Origin of the sequence: Thauera butanivorans, assembly GCF_048398245.1 — a bacterium.
GTDB classification, from domain to species: Bacteria; Pseudomonadota; Gammaproteobacteria; order Burkholderiales; family Rhodocyclaceae; genus Thauera; species Thauera butanivorans.
This window is the reverse complement of the sequence record NZ_CP183038.1, coordinates 2045607-2061160: the sequence shown is the minus strand read 5'-3', so window position 1 is coordinate 2061160 and position 15554 is coordinate 2045607. Positions and strand designations below refer to the sequence as shown.

Annotated in this window: 13 protein-coding genes; 7 read left to right on the top strand and 6 right to left on the bottom strand. The window is 66.9% G+C overall.

Features of this window, described 5'->3' with window-relative positions; all coding sequences use genetic code 11:
- Positions 1 to 52: 52 nt before the first annotated feature.
- Positions 53 to 1048, top strand: a complete 996-nt coding sequence (locus tag ACNQFN_RS09900; RefSeq protein ID WP_418648701.1) for an MBL fold metallo-hydrolase — start codon at positions 53 to 55, stop codon at positions 1046 to 1048.
- A gap of 426 nt (positions 1049 to 1474) precedes the next feature.
- Here ACNQFN_RS09900 and ACNQFN_RS09895 read toward each other — a convergent pair whose 3' ends face one another.
- Together ACNQFN_RS09895 and acnB are read right to left on the bottom strand one after the other, a co-directional pair.
- Positions 1475 to 2506, bottom strand: a complete 1032-nt coding sequence (locus ACNQFN_RS09895) for an IS110 family transposase (protein ID WP_418646625.1) — start codon at positions 2504 to 2506, stop codon at positions 1475 to 1477.
- Between the two features lie 165 nt (positions 2507 to 2671).
- On the bottom strand, positions 2672 to 5269 hold the full coding sequence (gene acnB, locus ACNQFN_RS09890) for a bifunctional aconitate hydratase 2/2-methylisocitrate dehydratase (RefSeq protein ID WP_068637657.1): 2598 nt from the start codon (positions 5267 to 5269) through the stop codon (positions 2672 to 2674).
- 209 nt (positions 5270 to 5478) lie between these two features.
- Here acnB and ACNQFN_RS09885 point away from each other — a divergent pair, with 209 nt between their 5' ends.
- Genes ACNQFN_RS09885 through ACNQFN_RS09875 form a run of 3 tightly spaced genes read left to right on the top strand, consistent with a single transcriptional unit; the run spans position 5479 to position 8027 of the window.
- The gene (locus ACNQFN_RS09885; protein WP_068637655.1) at positions 5479 to 5892 is read left to right on the top strand and encodes a YchJ family protein; all 414 of its coding nucleotides are present in this window, start codon (positions 5479 to 5481) and stop codon (positions 5890 to 5892) included.
- Positions 5889 to 6272, top strand: coding sequence for a DUF6394 family protein (locus tag ACNQFN_RS09880; protein ID WP_068637653.1), 384 nt, complete (start codon positions 5889 to 5891; stop codon positions 6270 to 6272). The genes ACNQFN_RS09885 and ACNQFN_RS09880 overlap by 4 nt, the downstream gene beginning before the upstream one ends.
- A gap of 9 nt (positions 6273 to 6281) precedes the next feature.
- A complete protein-coding gene (locus ACNQFN_RS09875) occupies positions 6282 to 8027 on the top strand; it encodes a potassium channel family protein (protein WP_068637651.1) in 1746 nt (581 codons plus the stop codon).
- A 50-nt stretch (positions 8028 to 8077) separates the two neighbouring features.
- Here the strand turns inward: ACNQFN_RS09875 and ACNQFN_RS09870 are convergent, their stop codons facing one another.
- On the bottom strand, positions 8078 to 8305 hold the full coding sequence (locus tag ACNQFN_RS09870; RefSeq protein WP_418648700.1) for an RNA-binding S4 domain-containing protein: 228 nt from the start codon (positions 8303 to 8305) through the stop codon (positions 8078 to 8080).
- A 92-nt stretch (positions 8306 to 8397) separates the two neighbouring features.
- Here ACNQFN_RS09870 and ACNQFN_RS09865 point away from each other — a divergent pair, with 92 nt between their 5' ends.
- The 3 genes from ACNQFN_RS09865 (at position 8398) to ACNQFN_RS09855 (ending at position 13021) form a co-directional block, all read left to right on the top strand.
- Positions 8398 to 9306, top strand: coding sequence for an ATP adenylyltransferase family protein (locus ACNQFN_RS09865; RefSeq protein WP_418648699.1), 909 nt, complete (start codon positions 8398 to 8400; stop codon positions 9304 to 9306).
- A gap of 113 nt (positions 9307 to 9419) precedes the next feature.
- Positions 9420 to 11348 (top strand): DUF47 family protein, encoded by a 1929-nt coding sequence (locus ACNQFN_RS09860; RefSeq protein WP_418648698.1) that lies wholly within the window; start codon positions 9420 to 9422, stop codon positions 11346 to 11348.
- Between the two features lie 23 nt (positions 11349 to 11371).
- Positions 11372 to 13021: a PEP/pyruvate-binding domain-containing protein gene (locus ACNQFN_RS09855; RefSeq protein ID WP_418648697.1), complete on the top strand. Its 1650-nt coding sequence runs from the start codon at positions 11372 to 11374 to the stop codon at positions 13019 to 13021.
- A gap of 51 nt (positions 13022 to 13072) precedes the next feature.
- Here ACNQFN_RS09855 and ACNQFN_RS09850 read toward each other — a convergent pair whose 3' ends face one another.
- The 3 genes from ACNQFN_RS09850 to cysE form a co-directional block, all read right to left on the bottom strand.
- Positions 13073 to 13459, bottom strand: a complete 387-nt coding sequence (locus ACNQFN_RS09850) for a YkgJ family cysteine cluster protein (protein WP_418648696.1) — start codon at positions 13457 to 13459, stop codon at positions 13073 to 13075.
- A 258-nt stretch (positions 13460 to 13717) separates the two neighbouring features.
- Positions 13718 to 14620: a helix-turn-helix transcriptional regulator gene (locus ACNQFN_RS09845; RefSeq protein ID WP_418648695.1), complete on the bottom strand. Its 903-nt coding sequence runs from the start codon at positions 14618 to 14620 to the stop codon at positions 13718 to 13720.
- A gap of 104 nt (positions 14621 to 14724) precedes the next feature.
- The gene (cysE, locus tag ACNQFN_RS09840) at positions 14725 to 15531 is read right to left on the bottom strand and encodes a serine O-acetyltransferase (protein WP_418648694.1); all 807 of its coding nucleotides are present in this window, start codon (positions 15529 to 15531) and stop codon (positions 14725 to 14727) included.
- Between the last annotated feature and the right edge of the window lie 23 nt (positions 15532 to 15554).

Below are 15554 nucleotides of genomic sequence, written 5' to 3'. Positions count from 1 at the left end.
CGCTTGCACGCCTATGGGATACTCGGCGCTCGAACCCCGATGGAGGAATCCCATGCAGAAAAACACGCCATCCCGCCTGCTCCGCCCGCTGCTGCACTGCGCCGCCGCAGTGCTGATCGCCACCGGCGCCGGCTTCGCCACGGCGGCCGCCCCCCAGGTCCAGACCCAGGTGCCCGGTTACTACCGGATGATGCTCGGCGACATCGAAGTCACCGCGCTGTACGACGGCGCCATCGAGATCGACACCGGGCTGCTGAAGAACCTGCGCGACGAAGACCGCGACCGCCTGCTCGCGCGCCACTTCCTGCAAGCGCCGAAAGTGCAGACCGCCGTCAATGCCTACCTGATCAACACCGGTGACAAGCTGGTGCTGGTCGATGCCGGCGCCGCCCACCTGTTCGGCCCCTCGCTCGGCCACGTCGCCGGCAATCTGCGCGCCGCCGGCTACGATCCCGCCCAGGTCGATGTCGTGCTGCTGACCCACCTGCACGGCGACCACATCAACGGCCTCATCGACGCCGACGGCAAGGCGGTGTTCGCCAACGCCGAAATCTGGTCGGCCCAGGCCGACAACGACTTCTGGCTGGACGAAGAAGCCGCCGCCAAGGCCGCGCAGGAGGTCCAGCCCTTCTTCAAGATGGCCCGTGACGCCGCCGCGCCCTATCGTGCCAGCGGCCGCTGGCAGACCTTCGGTACCGACCGCGACATCGTGCCCGGCATTGCCAGCGTCGCCGCGCCCGGCCACACGCCGGGCCACAGCGGCTACCTCGTCGGCAGCGGCGAGCGCAAGCTGCTGATCTGGGGCGACATCGTGCATAACCACGCGGTGCAGTTCGCCCAGCCCGAGGTCGCAATCGAATTCGACGTGGACAGCGAAGCGGCAGTGGCGACACGCAAGCAGATCTTCGCCCGCTCGGCAGAGGAAAAACTGCTGGTCGGCGGCATGCACCTGCCTTTCCCGGGCATCGGCCATGTCCGCGCCGAAGGTGAGGCTTATGAGTGGGTGCCGCTGGAGTTCGGACCGGTGAATGCCCAATCGGGGGATTGAAGCACGGGCAATGCCCAGGTTCGCAGTTCACGAACTGCGAACCTGCACCTGAACCGGGTACTCGCGACCACGAGACTCGGTAGCAAGATCATGGCCGGCAGAGATCCAGCAGCAACTCCATGCGCTCGACTTTCATCCATACCTCACTCGCGGCTCCTGGAACATTATGGTCAGCCCGATTTTCGCAAGGCAGAGGAGTTCAGGCGTAAATTGGGCTTGCGCAAATCTATTCGGAGTCGTGTTGGGGAGGGGACTCCCCGCTCCTTGATGAGAGCCGCGCCTGGCAATCCTCAAAAGCCCCTCAGCGTGTGATCGCTGTTTTTTATGTCAGGTTCGTTGCCAGGCCGTTGAGCCGTTTACGTCATCACGTGATCTACCGTCGCAAAACCCGGTGGGTGACTACAGGTTCATTGGTGGCGCGAGTCATCAGCCTGCTGCCACAGGCTGGCGACACTGATAGTGCGTTCCGTTGGCGAGGATGGCCCAGGCGATCCTCGCCAATTTATTGGCCAGTGCGCAGGCGACGACATTCGAGTGGCGTCGGGTGAGCATGGCGCGGGTCCATTGGCCCAAGGCGTCGGTGCGCTTCTGAATGCGTTGCATCAACGCGCGAGCGCACTGCACGAGGAGCCGTCGCAGGTTCTTGTCCCCGCGTTTGCTGATGCCCAACAGCGTGGGCTTGCCGCCGGTGCTGTACTGGCGCGGCACCAGCCCGACGGAGGCGGCGAACTGGCGCGCGTTGGCGAACTGCCTGGCATCGCCCAGCTCGGTGGCGAGCACGCTGGCCGTGATCGGCCCGATGCCGGGAATTTCCAGCAACCGCTGGCCGCGATCGTCCTCGCGCAGTTGTTGCGTCAGTTCCTGCTCGACCTGCTTGATCTGCTCGTCCAGATACTTGAAGTGGGCACGCAGCCGCTCGATGAGTGCGATCAGGCGCGGCGGCAGTTGTGTCTCGTGCTCGGCCAGCACCGCCGGCAGGCGCTTGATGATGGCTGCGCCCTTGGGCAAACCGATGCCGAACTCCAGCAGGAAGGCGTGAATCTGGTTCGTCGTGGACGTGCGTTCGCGTACCAGGGCTTCACGTACCCGGTGCAGCGCCGAGATGGTCTGCTGGGTCTCGGTGCGCGGACGCACGAAGCGCATGCTCGGCCGACTCGCCGCCTCGCAGATCGCCTGGGCGTCGGCGAAGTCATTCTTGTTGCCTTGCACGAAGGGCTTGACGAACTGCGGCGAGATCAGCCGCGTCTCATGTCCCATGCCGCCCAACCGACGCGCGATCCAGTGCGCACCGGCGCACGCTTCCATCACGACGCGGCAGGCGGGAAAGTTGCCCAGCATCGTCAGCATCTGGCTGCGCGACACCTTCTTGCGGAATACCATCCGCCCCTTCTCGTCCTGAGCATGAAGGTGGAAGCAGTGCTTGCCCAGGTCGATCCCGATCAACGTCACCGCATTCATGATAATGGCCTCCGAAAAGAACAATCCCCGTTCAGCGTAGCCGCTGAGCGGGGATCGGGCTGACCATCTCATTAGCCCCCGCCAGTACGAAGCCCCCGCCAGTACGAAACCGGACGGGGGCCTTGCGCTCAGCGGACGGGCTCACGCCCGCCCTGCGTCCCTGCCTTACACCTCGATGGTATCGGCCACCGCGCGGAATTCCTCGATCTGGTCGAAGTTCATGTAGCGGTAGATGTCGGCTGCCTTCTGATTGACGATCTCGACCTGCGCCATGTACTCCTGCACGGTCGGGATCTTGCCCATCAGCGCGCACACCGCCGCCAGCTCGGCCGAACCCAGATACACCCGGGTGTCGATGCCGAGGCGGTTGGGGAAGTTGCGCGTCGAGGTCGACATCGCGGTGCTGCCCTTGCGGATCTGCGCCTGGTTGCCCATGCACAGCGAGCACCCCGGCATCTCCATGCGGGCGCCGGACTTGCCGAGCACGCCGTAGTAGCCTTCCTCGTTGAGGATCATCGCGTCCATCTTGGTCGGCGGCGCGATCCACAGGCGGGTCGGGATGTCGGTCTTGCCGTCCAGCACCTTGCCGGCAGCGCGGAAGTGGCCGATGTTGGTCATGCACGAGCCGATGAAGACTTCGTCGATCTTGTCGCCGGCGACCTCGGACAGGAACTTGACGTCGTCCGGGTCGTTCGGGCAGGCAACGATCGGCTCCTTGATGTCGGCCAGGTCGATGTCGATGACCGCGGCGTACTCGGCATCGGCATCGCCCTTCAGCAGCTCGCCGCTGGCGATCCAGTCTTCCATCGCCTTGATGCGGCGGCGCAAAGTGCGGGCGTCCTCGTAGCCGTTGGCGATCATCCACTTCATCAGCGTGATGTTCGAGTTCATGTACTCGACGATCGGCGCCTTGTTCAGATGCACCGTGCAGCCGGCAGCCGAACGTTCGGCCGAGGCGTCGGTGAGCTCGAAAGCCTGTTCCACCTTCAGGTCGGGCAGGCCTTCGATCTCGAGGATGCGGCCGGAGAAGATGTTCTTCTTGCCCTTCTTCTCGACCGTCAGCAGACCCTGCTTGATCGCGTACAGCGGAATCGCGTTGACCAGGTCGCGCAGCGTGACGCCCGGCTGCAGCGTGCCCTTGAAGCGCACCAGCACCGATTCGGGCATGTCGAGCGGCATCACGCCGGTGGCGGCGGCGAAGGCCACCAGGCCGGAGCCGGCCGGGAAGGAGATGCCGATCGGGAAGCGGGTGTGCGAGTCGCCGCCGGTGCCGACGGTGTCGGGCAGCAGCAGGCGGTTGAGCCAGGAGTGGATCACGCCGTCGCCCGGGCGCAGGCTGACGCCGCCGCGGGTGCTGATGAAGCTCGGCAGCTCGCGGTGCATCTTGACGTCGACCAGCTTCGGATAGGCGGCGGTGTGGCAGAAGGACTGCATCACCAGGTCGGCCGAGAAGCCGAGGCAGGCGAGATCCTTGAGTTCGTCGCGGGTCATCGGGCCGGTAGTGTCCTGCGAGCCGACGGTGGTCATCTTGGGCTCGCAGTAGGTGCCCGGGCGGATGCCCTGGCCTTCCGGCAGGCCGCAGGCGCGGCCGACCATCTTCTGCGCCAGCGAGAAGCCTTTGCCGGAATCGGCCGGCGCCTGCGGCAGGCGGAACAGCGTCGACGGCGGCAGGCCCAGGGCTTCGCGCGCCTTGGTGGTGAGGCCGCGGCCGATGATCAGCGGAATGCGGCCGCCGGCACGCACTTCGTCGAGGATCACCAGCGTCTTGAGCTGCGATTCGGCGATCACGGCGCCGTTCTTCAGCGCGGTGACCTTGCCGCTGGCCTGGTCGACCGTCAGCTCGATCTCGTCGCCCATGTCCATCTGGCCGGCGTCGATCTCGATCGGCAGCGCGCCGGCGTCTTCCATGGTGTTGAAGAAGATCGGGGCGATCTTGGAGCCCAGGCACACGCCGCCGAAGCGCTTGTTCGGCACGTAGGGGATGTCCTCGCCGGTGAACCACAGCACCGAGTTGGTGGCGGATTTGCGCGAGGAGCCGGTGCCGACCACGTCGCCGACGTAGGCCACCAGATTGCCCTTGGCCTTCAGTTCTTCGAGGAACTTGACCGGGCCGCGCACGCCGGCTTCTTCCGGCTCGATGCCGGGGCGCGGGTTCTTCAGCATCGCCAGCGCGTGCAGCGGGATGTCGGGGCGCGACCAGGCGTCCGGCGCCGGCGACAGGTCGTCGGTGTTGGTTTCGCCGGTGACCTTGAACACGGTCAGCTTTTGCGAGGCGGGGACTTCCGGGCGGCTGGTGAACCACTCGGCGTCGGCCCAGGACTGCATCACGGCCTTGGCGTTGGCGTTGCCCTGCTCCGCCAGTTCCTTGACGTCGTGGAAGTAGTCGAACATCAGCAGGGTCTTCTTCAGGCCCTCGGCGGCGACCGCGCCGACTTCGGCGTCGCCCAGCAGGTCGATCATCGGCTTGATGTTGAAGCCACCCAGCATGGTGCCGAGCAGTTCGGTGGCCTTGGCGCGCGACACCAGGCCACAGGCCTCTTCGCCCTTGGCGACCTTGGCCAGGAACTCGGCCTTGACCTTGGCGGCGTCATCCACGCCGGCCGGCACACGATAGGTCAGCAGCTCGACGAGGAAGTCTTCCTCGCCGGCGGGGGGGTTCTTGAGCAGGGCGACCAGTTCGGTGACCTGCTGCTTGTTCAGCGGCAGCGGGGGGATACCGAGAGCGGCGCGTTCGGCGACATGGGCACGGTAGGCTTCAAGCACGGTGAGTTCCTCACTTTTCGTGGCGGTGATCGGGGCCCCGCGCGAGGATCACCCGCGCGGATCGGAACGGATTATATGTCTTTTATAAGACTGGCGGTGCACCGCAGCAGAAAGACATCGTATCCGCATGAAAGGCGCCGCAATTCTACTCCCTGCCGGCACCTTGGAGCAGAATGGCGGCCTTGACCGAGGTATAGCATCCCGAGCCGATGAAAACGACGCCCTGCCCCTGTGAATCGGGCCTGCCTTTCGCGCGCTGCTGCGGCCCGCTGCTCGCCGGCGAAAGCACCGCCGCCACCGCCGAAGCCCTGATGCGCTCGCGCTACACCGCCTTCACCCGGCGCGATGCCGCCTATCTGCTGCGCACCTGGCACGACAGCACCCGCCCGGCGACGCTCGACCTGGACGAAGATCCGGCGCCGAAATGGATCGGCCTGAAGGTCCTGTCCCGCGGCCAGCCCGACGGCAACAACGCGCAGGTCGAGTTCCTCGCCCGCTACCGCGTCGGCGGCCGCGCCCGGCGCCTGCACGAAAACAGCCGCTTCGTCCGCGAAGACGGCCTCTGGTACTACGTCGATGGCGACATCGACGGCGGCACTGCCGAAGGAGAAGCACGGCAATGAACCTCGAGAAAGTCATCTTCGGCTTCTTCATCCTGCTCGCCGCGACGCTCAATTTCGGCTTCTTCGTCGGCGAGATCGACAATCCCGCGCATCACGACGTCTATGAGCTGTTCGCCGCGCTGGTGGTGAGCCTGATCGCGACGGTGCTCAAGTTCGGCGACCGCACCCAGATCGGCGCCGTCCATCTCGCCACCAGCCTGGTGGCCGACCTGCAGCTGATCGCCGCGGCGATGGTGTGGGGCTATGCCGCCCACGTCTCCGGCGCCGGACTCACTGCCACCGCAACCGCCAACGTGGTGTCGCTGTCGGGCGGTGCGCTGCTCGCCAACCTCGTTTCGGTGGTGATCCTGATCGCCGAAACGATCATGCAGCGGCGCTGATCCGGTGCGATGAAGGGGGCGCAGCCGCTGGCGCGGCACCACGGCATCTTCCTGCTGATCCTGCGGCGCCTGCGCGCGCCGCTGATCCTGCTCATCGCCATCATGGCGGTGTCGGTGCTCGGCCTCACGCTGGTGCCGGGCGTCGGCGAAGACGGCCGGACCACTTACCTGAGCTTCTTCCACGCGCTGTACTTCATGAGCTACACCGCCACCACCATCGGCTTCGGCGAAGTCCCTCACAGCTTTTCCGAGCAGCAGCGGCTGTGGGTGATGGCCTGCATCTACATGTCGGTGATCGGCTGGGCCTACACGCTCGGCACGCTGTTCGCCGTGCTGTCGGACCGCAGCCTGCAGCAGGCGATCGCCACCCAGCGTTTCGTACGCGCAGTGCGCCGCCTGCGCGAACCCTTCTACCTCGTCTGCGGCTACGGCGAGACCGGCCGCCTGATCTGCGGCGCGCTCGACCGCATGCGGCTGCGCGCGGTCGTCGTCGAGATCGACGAAACCCGGGTGGGCGAAATCGGCCTGCGCAGCTTCTCGGCCGACGTGCCCGCGCTCTGCGCCGACGCCTCGAATCCCGAAGTGCTGCGCGACGCCGGCCTCACCCATCCCCATTGCGCCGGCGTCATCGCGCTGACCAACGACGACGCCACCAACCTCGCCATCGCCATCGCGACCCGGCTGATGGCACCGAAGCTGCCCGCGCTGTGCCGCGCGGAACACCGCTCGACCTCGGCCAACATGGCCTCCTTCGGTACGCGGCACATCATCAACCCCTTCGAACGCTTTTCCGCGACGCTCTCCACCGCGCTGCACGCACCGGCCACCTCGCAACTGCTGGCCTGGCTGACCGGCCTGCCCGGCACCGCCGTCGAGCGCCGCCGCAGCCCGCCGCGCGGCGCCTGGATCGTCTGCGGACACGGCCGCTTCGGCCACTGGATGGTCGATGCGATGGACGCCGAATCGCTGCCGGTCACGATCATCGACCGCAGCGAACCGCCGGATGGCGCGCATCGCTGGATACAGGGCGACGGCAGCGGCGCCGGAACCCTGCTCGCAGCCGGCGTGCAGCAGGCCACCGGCATCGTCGCCGCCACCAGCTCGGACATCGACAACCTGTCGATCGCGGTCACCGCGCGGCAGTTGAACCCCGAACTGTTCGTGATCCTGCGCCAGAACCTCCAGGTGAACCAGGTATTGTTCGACACCTTCGAATCGGACATCACCGTCGTGCCGAGCGAGATCATCGCCCACGAATGCCTCGCCATTCTCGCCACGCCGCTGCTGGAGCCTTTCCTGCGCGACATCCAGGGCCACGGCGACGGCTGGTGTGCCGAACAGCTCGAACGCCTGACCGGGCGCTTCGGCTGGAAAGTGCCGGAAGTCTGGAGCGAGCGCGTCAACCTGAGCCGCGCCCCTGCCCTGCATCAGCGCCTGATGCGCGGCGAAACCATCACGCTGGACCAGGTGCTGCGCTCGGCCACGGACCCCGGCACCCGGCTCGACTGCGAAGTCCTCTATCTCGAACGCGACGACGACGACCATCTGCTGATGCCGCCGCCCGACACCGCACTCAGGCCGGGAGACGCGTTGCTGCTGGCCGGCAGGCGCCGCGCCCGCGATGCCTTTGCGCTCAACATCGCCTACGAGCACACGCTCGCCTGGCTGCTGAGCGGCGAAGACCTGCCGGGCGGCTGGATCTGGCGCAAGCTGTCACGGCAGGGCACGAAGCGGACGAAGCCGCAGCTCCCCTGAGGCCTGCGCCGGCGCCATCCACCCGGCGCCATCCACCATTCACACGCCGTTCAGCTCACGTCCTCGCCGGCAACCAGGACGATTTCCTCGCCGCCGAACTGCACCCGCTGGCCGGGACGCAGCTTGGCGCGCTTGCGGCTCTCCACCTTGCCGTCGACCATGACCTCGCCCGCCTCGACCGCCGCATGGGCGACGCCGCCCGAACCCACCAGCGCGGCGGCTTTCAGCAATTGATCGAGCTGGATGTGCTCGCCGCGCACGGCAAAGGAAATGCTCATGAAAAACTCCACCAAGGCCGGGCGGCGCCGGCCCGCCCGGGCCTGCGTCCGCTCATGTCAGAATGCGGCATTGTCGCCTGTACCGCCGCCCCATGACCAGTTTTCAATCCACCGCACCGCTCGACTGCCGCAGCGACGCCTTGCTCGACCTGTCCGCACAGACCATCCGCAACGCCCTCGCAACCGGCGCGCTGCAACCGATCAGGACCGAAAGCACGCTGATCACCCAAGGCGAATTGAGTTTCTCGGTCCGCTGGGTGTCCTCGCTCGCGCTCAAGGACCAGGCCCGCGTCGCCAGCATCAGCACGCGCCGCACCGACTTCAACCCCTTCCTGCCGCCCGAGCCGGCGCTGACCGTCACCAGCCTCGGTGACGGACACATCGTCGTGCTGAACAAGTTTCCGGTCATCGATCATCATCTGCTGATCGTGACACGTGCCTTCGAGGCCCAGACGGCGCCGCTCAGCGCAACCGATTTCCGCGCCCTGGCGACGATTCTCGGCCCGCAGGGCGGGCTCGGCTTCTACAACGGCGGCCGCATCGCCGGCGCCAGCCAGGCACACAAGCATCTGCAATGGGTGCCGGACTCGGCCCTGCGCGCCGACGACGGCTTTGCCGCTTTCAGCCGATCGTTGCGCTACGACATGCCCGGCATCGCCCAGTACAACGCCGCCCTGCCCTGGCAGCACGCCTTCGTCAGCCTGGCCGGCATCGACTGGTGCAATCCCGCTGCTGCCGGCCAGACCTTGCAGGACGCCTTCGCCACCGCCTGCCGCGCCGTTTCCCTGCCGCCGGCGGCCGACCCGATGCCGCCCTACAACCTGCTCGTCAGCCGCGACTGGCTGCTGGTGGTACCCCGCCGGCTGGAAGAATGGCAGGACATATCGATCAACTCGCTCGGCTATGCCGGCTCGCTGTTCGTACGCTCGCCCTCGCAGATCGAACGCCTGCGCACCGAAGGGCCGCTCGCCGTGCTGGCCACCGTGGGCTTTCCCGACTGACGGCCGCCACACGCCCGCGCCGCTGAATCTGCCGCACCGCCACGGCCTGCCGCGATGTGACGCGCCTGTCACATTCGAAGCGGACAATCGGCCGTACTCATGCGGAGGGTCCAATGGAAAAGGCCGAAGCCGTCGCCGTCCTGGGTCAGGCGGAACTTTTGAAACCGACGAGGGTGCGTGCGGCGCTGGCCGCGAATGACCGCCTGAAGCTGTACATGAGCGTGCTGCAGGCGGCATACGACCGCGCATCGCGCGGCGACGGACCGATACTGGACCTGTCGCGCGAATCCGCCGCGGCCGGCGTCAAGGCGGCCTGGCTCGCCGAACTGCCGGCGAACGCCTACCGCGAAGGCAAGCTGCTTCACGTCCCCGAGTTGCCGCGCCTGCGCGAACTGCTCACCGAAGATCTGCGTGTCATGGCACGGCCGCTGGAAGGCGTGGCCGAATTCGACGCCCGCGTCGGTCACTGGTGCGCCTGGCTCGACCAGTTGAGCGCCGATACGCTCTCGGCCGACGACCTGAATGCGCTGACCAGCGGCAAGCGGGGCAAGGAAGACAGCGTGCACCTGCTGGTCATGGATCTGCACAAGGCCATCAACCGCCTCGCCGCCGAATTGTCCAGCGAGAACATCGACGGCGCCCACGTATGGCAGATCGACGAAGCCGACCGCGACCGCGTGGCGGCCTTCATGCGCGGACTCAACCAGACGCGCGCGCTCAAGCTCGACCACCCCGGACTCGACACCGCCGCCACGCGCGACGGACCGCGCCTGCTGCTGCAGAACGACATCGGCACCAATGATGCGCACGTGCTCGTCATCCAGGTCGAAGGCCTGCGGATCAGCCTCACCTATTCCGACCTGCATCGACGCCGCTTCGCCTTCTTCCAGTCCATGCTGGGCGAGGTGGGCGCGAGTTGGAGCGAACCGCAGGCGCTGACCAGCGCCGGCTTCAACTTCGGTGCCACCTATTATGTCGGAACGGCCACCTTCGACTGCGCCGGCGAGGCGGCCCTGCTCGCGACGCTGGAAGGCATCGGCGCGCGCATCGTGTTCCTGATCGACTGGAACCGGGCGCGCAAGCGACTCGAACAGTTCGTCACCAAGGCCGACGCGGTGGCGATCCTGACCGAGGCGGCGCAACGGCGCATCGGCCACATGGCCTGGCTCGCCGCGGGCGGCGAGAAACTCGTGTTCGGCGCCATGCAGGCGCTCGGGCCGGAGTACTTCCGTATCGGCGACCGTCTCGACACGGCCATGGGCAGCGACAAGGCGCGCGCCTTCGTCCTCGATGTGATGGGGCGGGCGGCCACGATCATGCGCCAGCGCCAGCCGCTGGCGCTGGTGGCCGACGACGCCCGGCTGCTGCTGGTGCGCTACCTGCAGCGGCACGACGAATTCGACCTGCTCGCCGAGCATGCCGCCTACTGCCATGCGCTGGCCGAAGGGCTGCGCGACAGCCTCGCCCACGGCCACGAACGCAACCGCAAGGCCGCACGCGAATTCTCCGAGCGCGCCAAGGACTGGGAATACCGTGCCGACCAACTGGTCATGGATGCGCGCAGCCGCGCCGAAGCCCGCCCGCGCTGGCAGGCGCTCGCCGAACTGGTGGAAAGCGCGGACGACGTCGCCGACGCCCTCGAGGAAGCCGCCTTCCTGCTGTCGCTGATCGCGGCCAATCACCACCAGGGCTGGCGCGGCGAAGTGCACCAGACCATGCAGTTGCTCGCCGACGCGGTGTTCGGGGCGGTGCAGGATCACGTCCGCGCGCTGGAAATCGGCCGCCGCTTCGGCGAGGACAGCAGCGCGGAAGACCACGAGGAATTCGTCGCCGCGCTGTGGCGGGTGCTCAATGCCGAGCGGCAGTGCGACGTGCTGCTGCGCGACGTGCGCCGCGCACTGGCCGAACATATCAGCGACGCGGCGACGCTGAACCTGAGCACCGATTTCGCGCAGGCGCTGGAATCCGCCACCGACTGGCTGCTGGCGACCAGCTACGGCCTGCGCCGGCTCGCCTTCAGCCGCGCCGGCGTGGGCGAATGAGCTTTCGCCAGGAGAGTGACGCAGTGAACGGATTCACGGAACGGAACACGGCAGCAAACCCCCTCCCCGCGGCCGGCGAGGACCGCCGCATCATCCGCCTGATCCATGCCGACGCACCGCTGCCGGCGGATTGCGGCCCCGCGGCGCTCGGCTTCAAGGCCTGGAACCTCGCGCGCATGGCGGCGCTCGGCCTGCCGGTGCCGCCGGCCTTCGTGATCGGTACCGGCTGGTGCGCCAATGCGGCGTCGCTCGATTCCACGGACTGGCAAGCCGCGCTGGCAAGGCTCGAACAACTCAGCGGACTCGGTCTGGGCGACCCCCGCCACCCGCTGCTGCTGTCGGTGCGCTCCGGCGCGCCGGTGTCGATGCCGGGGATGATGGAAACCTTGCTGAACATCGGGCTCACCGATGCCACGCTCGGCGGCCTGGTCCGCGTCACCGGCCATCCCAGGCTCGCCTGGGACGCCTATCGGCGCCTGATCTGCGGCTATGGCGAAATCGTCGCGGGCATCGATGCCGCCCATTTCGAAGCCGATCTCGATGCCGTGCGCGGCGCGGCCGACGAACGCTCGCTGGATTTCGCCGCGCTGCGCGACCTCGCCGGCCTGCATCTCGAAACCTACCGGCGCGAGGCCGGCGAGGCCTTCCCGCAGGATGCGCATGAACAACTGCGGCAAGCGATCGCAGCCGTGTTCGCGTCGTGGCAGGGCGACAAGGCGCATACCTACCGCACGCTGCACGGCCTGGATCACGGCATCGGCACGGCGGTGACCGTGCAGCGCATGGTGTTCGGCAACGCCGGCGGCCTGTCGGGCGCGGGCGTCGGCTTCACCCGCGACCCGAGCAGCGGCGAGCCCCGCCCATGGGTGGACTTTCTCTTCAATGCACAGGGCGAAGACGTTGTCAGCGGCCGGCGCAACGCGCTGGGCCACGAAGCGCTGGCGACGGTCGCGCCTGGCATATGGCAAGCGCTGCTGACGGCGGTCGCGCGCCTGGAGCGCACCTTCGGCGACATGCAGGAATTCGAGTTCACCGTGCAGCAAGGCCAGCTCCACCTGCTGCAGACACGCGATGGCAAGCGCACCGCGCTGGCCTCGGCGCGCATCGCGCTCGACCTGCACGATGAAGGCGTGATCGATGCCGACACCGCCCGCGAACGCACCCGCACGCTGGACGCCCGCGCCCTCACCCGGCGCCACGTCGCGGCCGCGGACGGCACCCGTGCCGAACCGCTCGCGCATGCCCCGAGCGCGGCCAGCGGCGTGGCCTGGGGCGAAATCGCACTCGACGAGACACGCGCCCGCGCCCGCCACGCAGCCGGCGCGCCGGTCATCCTCGTGCGCAACGATGCCGAAACGCGCGACATCGCCGCGCTGGATCTGGCCGAGGGCCTGCTGACCCGGCGCGGGGCGCGTACCTCGCATGCCGCGGTCGTCGCCCGCCAGTTCGGCAAGGTCTGCCTGGTGGGATGCGAGGCGCTGCAGATAGACACGGCCGCGCGTACCGTGACCGTGGCGGGCCGCGAACTGCGCGAGGGCGACACGGTCACGCTCGACGGCAACGAAGGCGCCATCTATGCCGGTGTGGCGGCGATCGGCGAGACCGTTGCCGATGAACTGCTTGCCCGCCTCGACACGCTGCATGGCCGTATCCGGCCCTTGGCGCACGGCTGAGGCGCGCATCCGCGGCCGGCAAGGAACGCTGCGCCGGCACAGGCGCCGGGTTCAGGCGGCATTCGGCAGCGGCGTATGCGGCGGCGAATTCGGCACCGGAGCGTTCGGCAGCGGCGGCAGGCCGATCGTGGCGCGCAATTCGTCGCACTTCGGGTTTGGCCGGCCATCGTCGAAATACACCGGAAACTCGCGGCAGGGCGTGGGCCGGTTCTCGTAGATCGTACAGGACACCTGCTCGCCCACCGTACCCGACAAGGCCGAGCAACGCCGCGGCACCTGGTTGCTGCCTTTCATGCAGCGCATGCTGTGGTTGAGCCTTTCGGTCATCCCCGCCGGCACGAAGCCGCCCGGTGCATCATCGGCTTCCGCCCAGTAGAACGAAATGCGGAAATGCGTGCAGCAGATGCCGCAGGTGATGCAGGGGTTCGGCTCTTCCATGTTCGGGCTTTCGGCGGTGGATATGCGGACTCACGGGGCTGCCGGCTTTTCGGCAGGCGCGCATTCTAGCCTGCATTTCTCATGCCTCACCCTGCATTTTCCAATGGGGATCATCGCGTATCTGAAGGCCCTTCAAAACTGGAGCGAAGACGCTCGTACAGCGATGCGAGACGAGTTCCAGAAGGTCAAGCATCGGCTAAACAGCCTCGAAACAATCACCTCTTACGGCAGGAGCTATACGATTCAGACACACAGCGCTCAAGGTTCGACGCCGCCCAAGTGGTAGTGGCGGCTCTGACTCGGCAAACAACCGAACTGCTTGCGAAACGCGACACTGAAGTGGCTGATGTTGGAATAGCCCAGCATGACGGCAGTTTCGGTCACATTGTGGTTGGCCAGCAGTTGCCGTGCCCGACTCATCCTCTCTTCCTGGAAGAGTGCATAGATACTGCTACCGAAGAGACTCTTGAAACCCGTCTTCAATTTGCACTGGTTCATCCCTACTGCTTGTGCAAGCGCGGCAATCGTCGGGGGCATGCTCAGATCTGCCAGCAGCAGCGCTCTGGCTTTCTCGAGCTGCCGGCACTCGCGCGGCGCCGGGACCCTGCAGTGCTCGCATCCTTCGAATGCAGCCAAATGCCAGTGCAGGAAATCCATCGTGGCCGAATAGAGCAGCAAACGTGACCACGGACGCTCGCCCATCAGGCAGGTCAGTTGCGCACCCGATCGCATCGTTTTGCGGCACATCCCCGCACGGCGCACGAAGAAATCCGGACGATCGTCGATACCCAGGCGCAGGACGGTTTCTTCACCGGCCAGTTCGCGCAGCGTATCCAGCGTGACCATCACCGTGAGATTCTGGAAACGCTCGCAGTGCCTGACGCTGAAACATTCACCCGCGGAGAATCCGAGTGTCACATCCCCTTGCGAGTACGCCAAGCAATGCGGACCGACACGGCTTTCGAAGCTGCCCGCGAGTTGGCAATTGAAATGGAGATACTCGCAGTCCCCGGGAAAAGACCGGGCCTTCTCCTGTGCGGCCAGATCGCTCGCGGTGGTGTGACACACCATCAACCCCGGCTGAAGCGTGACCATCCTCTCACCAAGTATGGGATCGAGAACGTTCGCTTCAGATGAATCGTCGAATGGCTCAATCTTCATTTTGTAAATGAAACTCATTATCAATGAAAGCCAAGCTAATCCTAGTACAGCCGATCGAACAAGACAAGATTGCCTGCTTACTACCTACTCATGCCGATCACAAATCACGCCTCAGCATTTCCTTCGATGGATCTGGCCGGCACCCCAACCACCGTCGCGCCCGGCGGCACGGGCCGCAACACCACGCTGCCCGCGCCCACCTTGACGCCCTGCCCAATCTCGACATTGCCGAGCACCATAGCGCCGACGCACAGCAGCGCGCCATCGCCGACCTTGGGATGGCGGTCGCCGCGCTCCTTGCCGGTGCCGCCCAGCGTGACCTGGTGCAGAATCGAGACGTCGTCGCCGATCGCCGCAGTCTCGCCGACGACGATGCCGGTGCCGTGGTCGATGAAGACGCGGCGGCCGACCGCTACCGCCGGATGGATGTCCACCGCGAACACTTCCGACACCCGGCTCTGCAGCATGCGTGCCGACAGGCGCTGCCCCGCGGCCCACAGCGCATGGCCGGCGCGGTGGCACTGCAGGGCATGGAAGCCCTTGTAGCACAGGAACGGCACCAGTGCGTTTTCTGCCGCCGGGTCGCGCGCCAGCACCGCGGACAGGTCCTCCTGTGCGGCCGCCGCGATGCCGGGGTTCAGCGCCCGCGCCGTGTCGAAGCACTCTTGCCACAGCGCCGCCGGCAGCGCCGGGGCGGACAGCTTGCGGGCCAGCAGGTGCGCCAACGCGGTGAAAAAGTCCGGCGACGCCAGCACGGCTTCGGCGACGAAGGCGCGCAGCGCCGGCTCCGCGACGCAAGCCGCGTGTGCTTCGCGGCGCAGCCGCTGCCACATGTCGGCCGCCGGCGCTTCTGCGGCGCAGCTGGTGCCGCCGGCCGGCGCGTCCGTTTGGTGCAGCAGTCGGGGCGCCATCGATGCGCACTCTCCGGCCGGCG

Bases quoted from the DNA above. Each gene is read 5' to 3' on its own strand.
- ACNQFN_RS09895 (WP_418646625.1), bottom strand. From the start codon at position 2,506: ATGAATGCGGTGACGTTGATCGGGATCGACCTGGGCAAGCACTGCTTC.
- ACNQFN_RS09865 (WP_418648699.1), top strand. From the start codon at position 8,398: ATGACCAGTTTTCAATCCACCGCACCGCTCGACTGCCGCAGCGACGCC.
- ACNQFN_RS09850 (WP_418648696.1), bottom strand. From the start codon at position 13,459: ATGGAAGAGCCGAACCCCTGCATCACCTGCGGCATCTGCTGCACGCAT.
- ACNQFN_RS09880 (WP_068637653.1), top strand. From the start codon at position 5,889: ATGAACCTCGAGAAAGTCATCTTCGGCTTCTTCATCCTGCTCGCCGCG.
- ACNQFN_RS09860 (WP_418648698.1), top strand. From the start codon at position 9,420: ATGGAAAAGGCCGAAGCCGTCGCCGTCCTGGGTCAGGCGGAACTTTTG.
- ACNQFN_RS09870 (WP_418648700.1), bottom strand. From the start codon at position 8,305: ATGAGCATTTCCTTTGCCGTGCGCGGCGAGCACATCCAGCTCGATCAA.
- ACNQFN_RS09885 (WP_068637655.1), top strand. From the start codon at position 5,479: ATGAAAACGACGCCCTGCCCCTGTGAATCGGGCCTGCCTTTCGCGCGC.
- ACNQFN_RS09900 (WP_418648701.1), top strand. From the start codon at position 53: ATGCAGAAAAACACGCCATCCCGCCTGCTCCGCCCGCTGCTGCACTGC.
- ACNQFN_RS09845 (WP_418648695.1), bottom strand. From the start codon at position 14,620: ATGAAGATTGAGCCATTCGACGATTCATCTGAAGCGAACGTTCTCGAT.
- ACNQFN_RS09875 (WP_068637651.1), top strand. From the start codon at position 6,282: ATGAAGGGGGCGCAGCCGCTGGCGCGGCACCACGGCATCTTCCTGCTG.
- cysE (WP_418648694.1), bottom strand. From the start codon at position 15,531: ATGGCGCCCCGACTGCTGCACCAAACGGACGCGCCGGCCGGCGGCACC.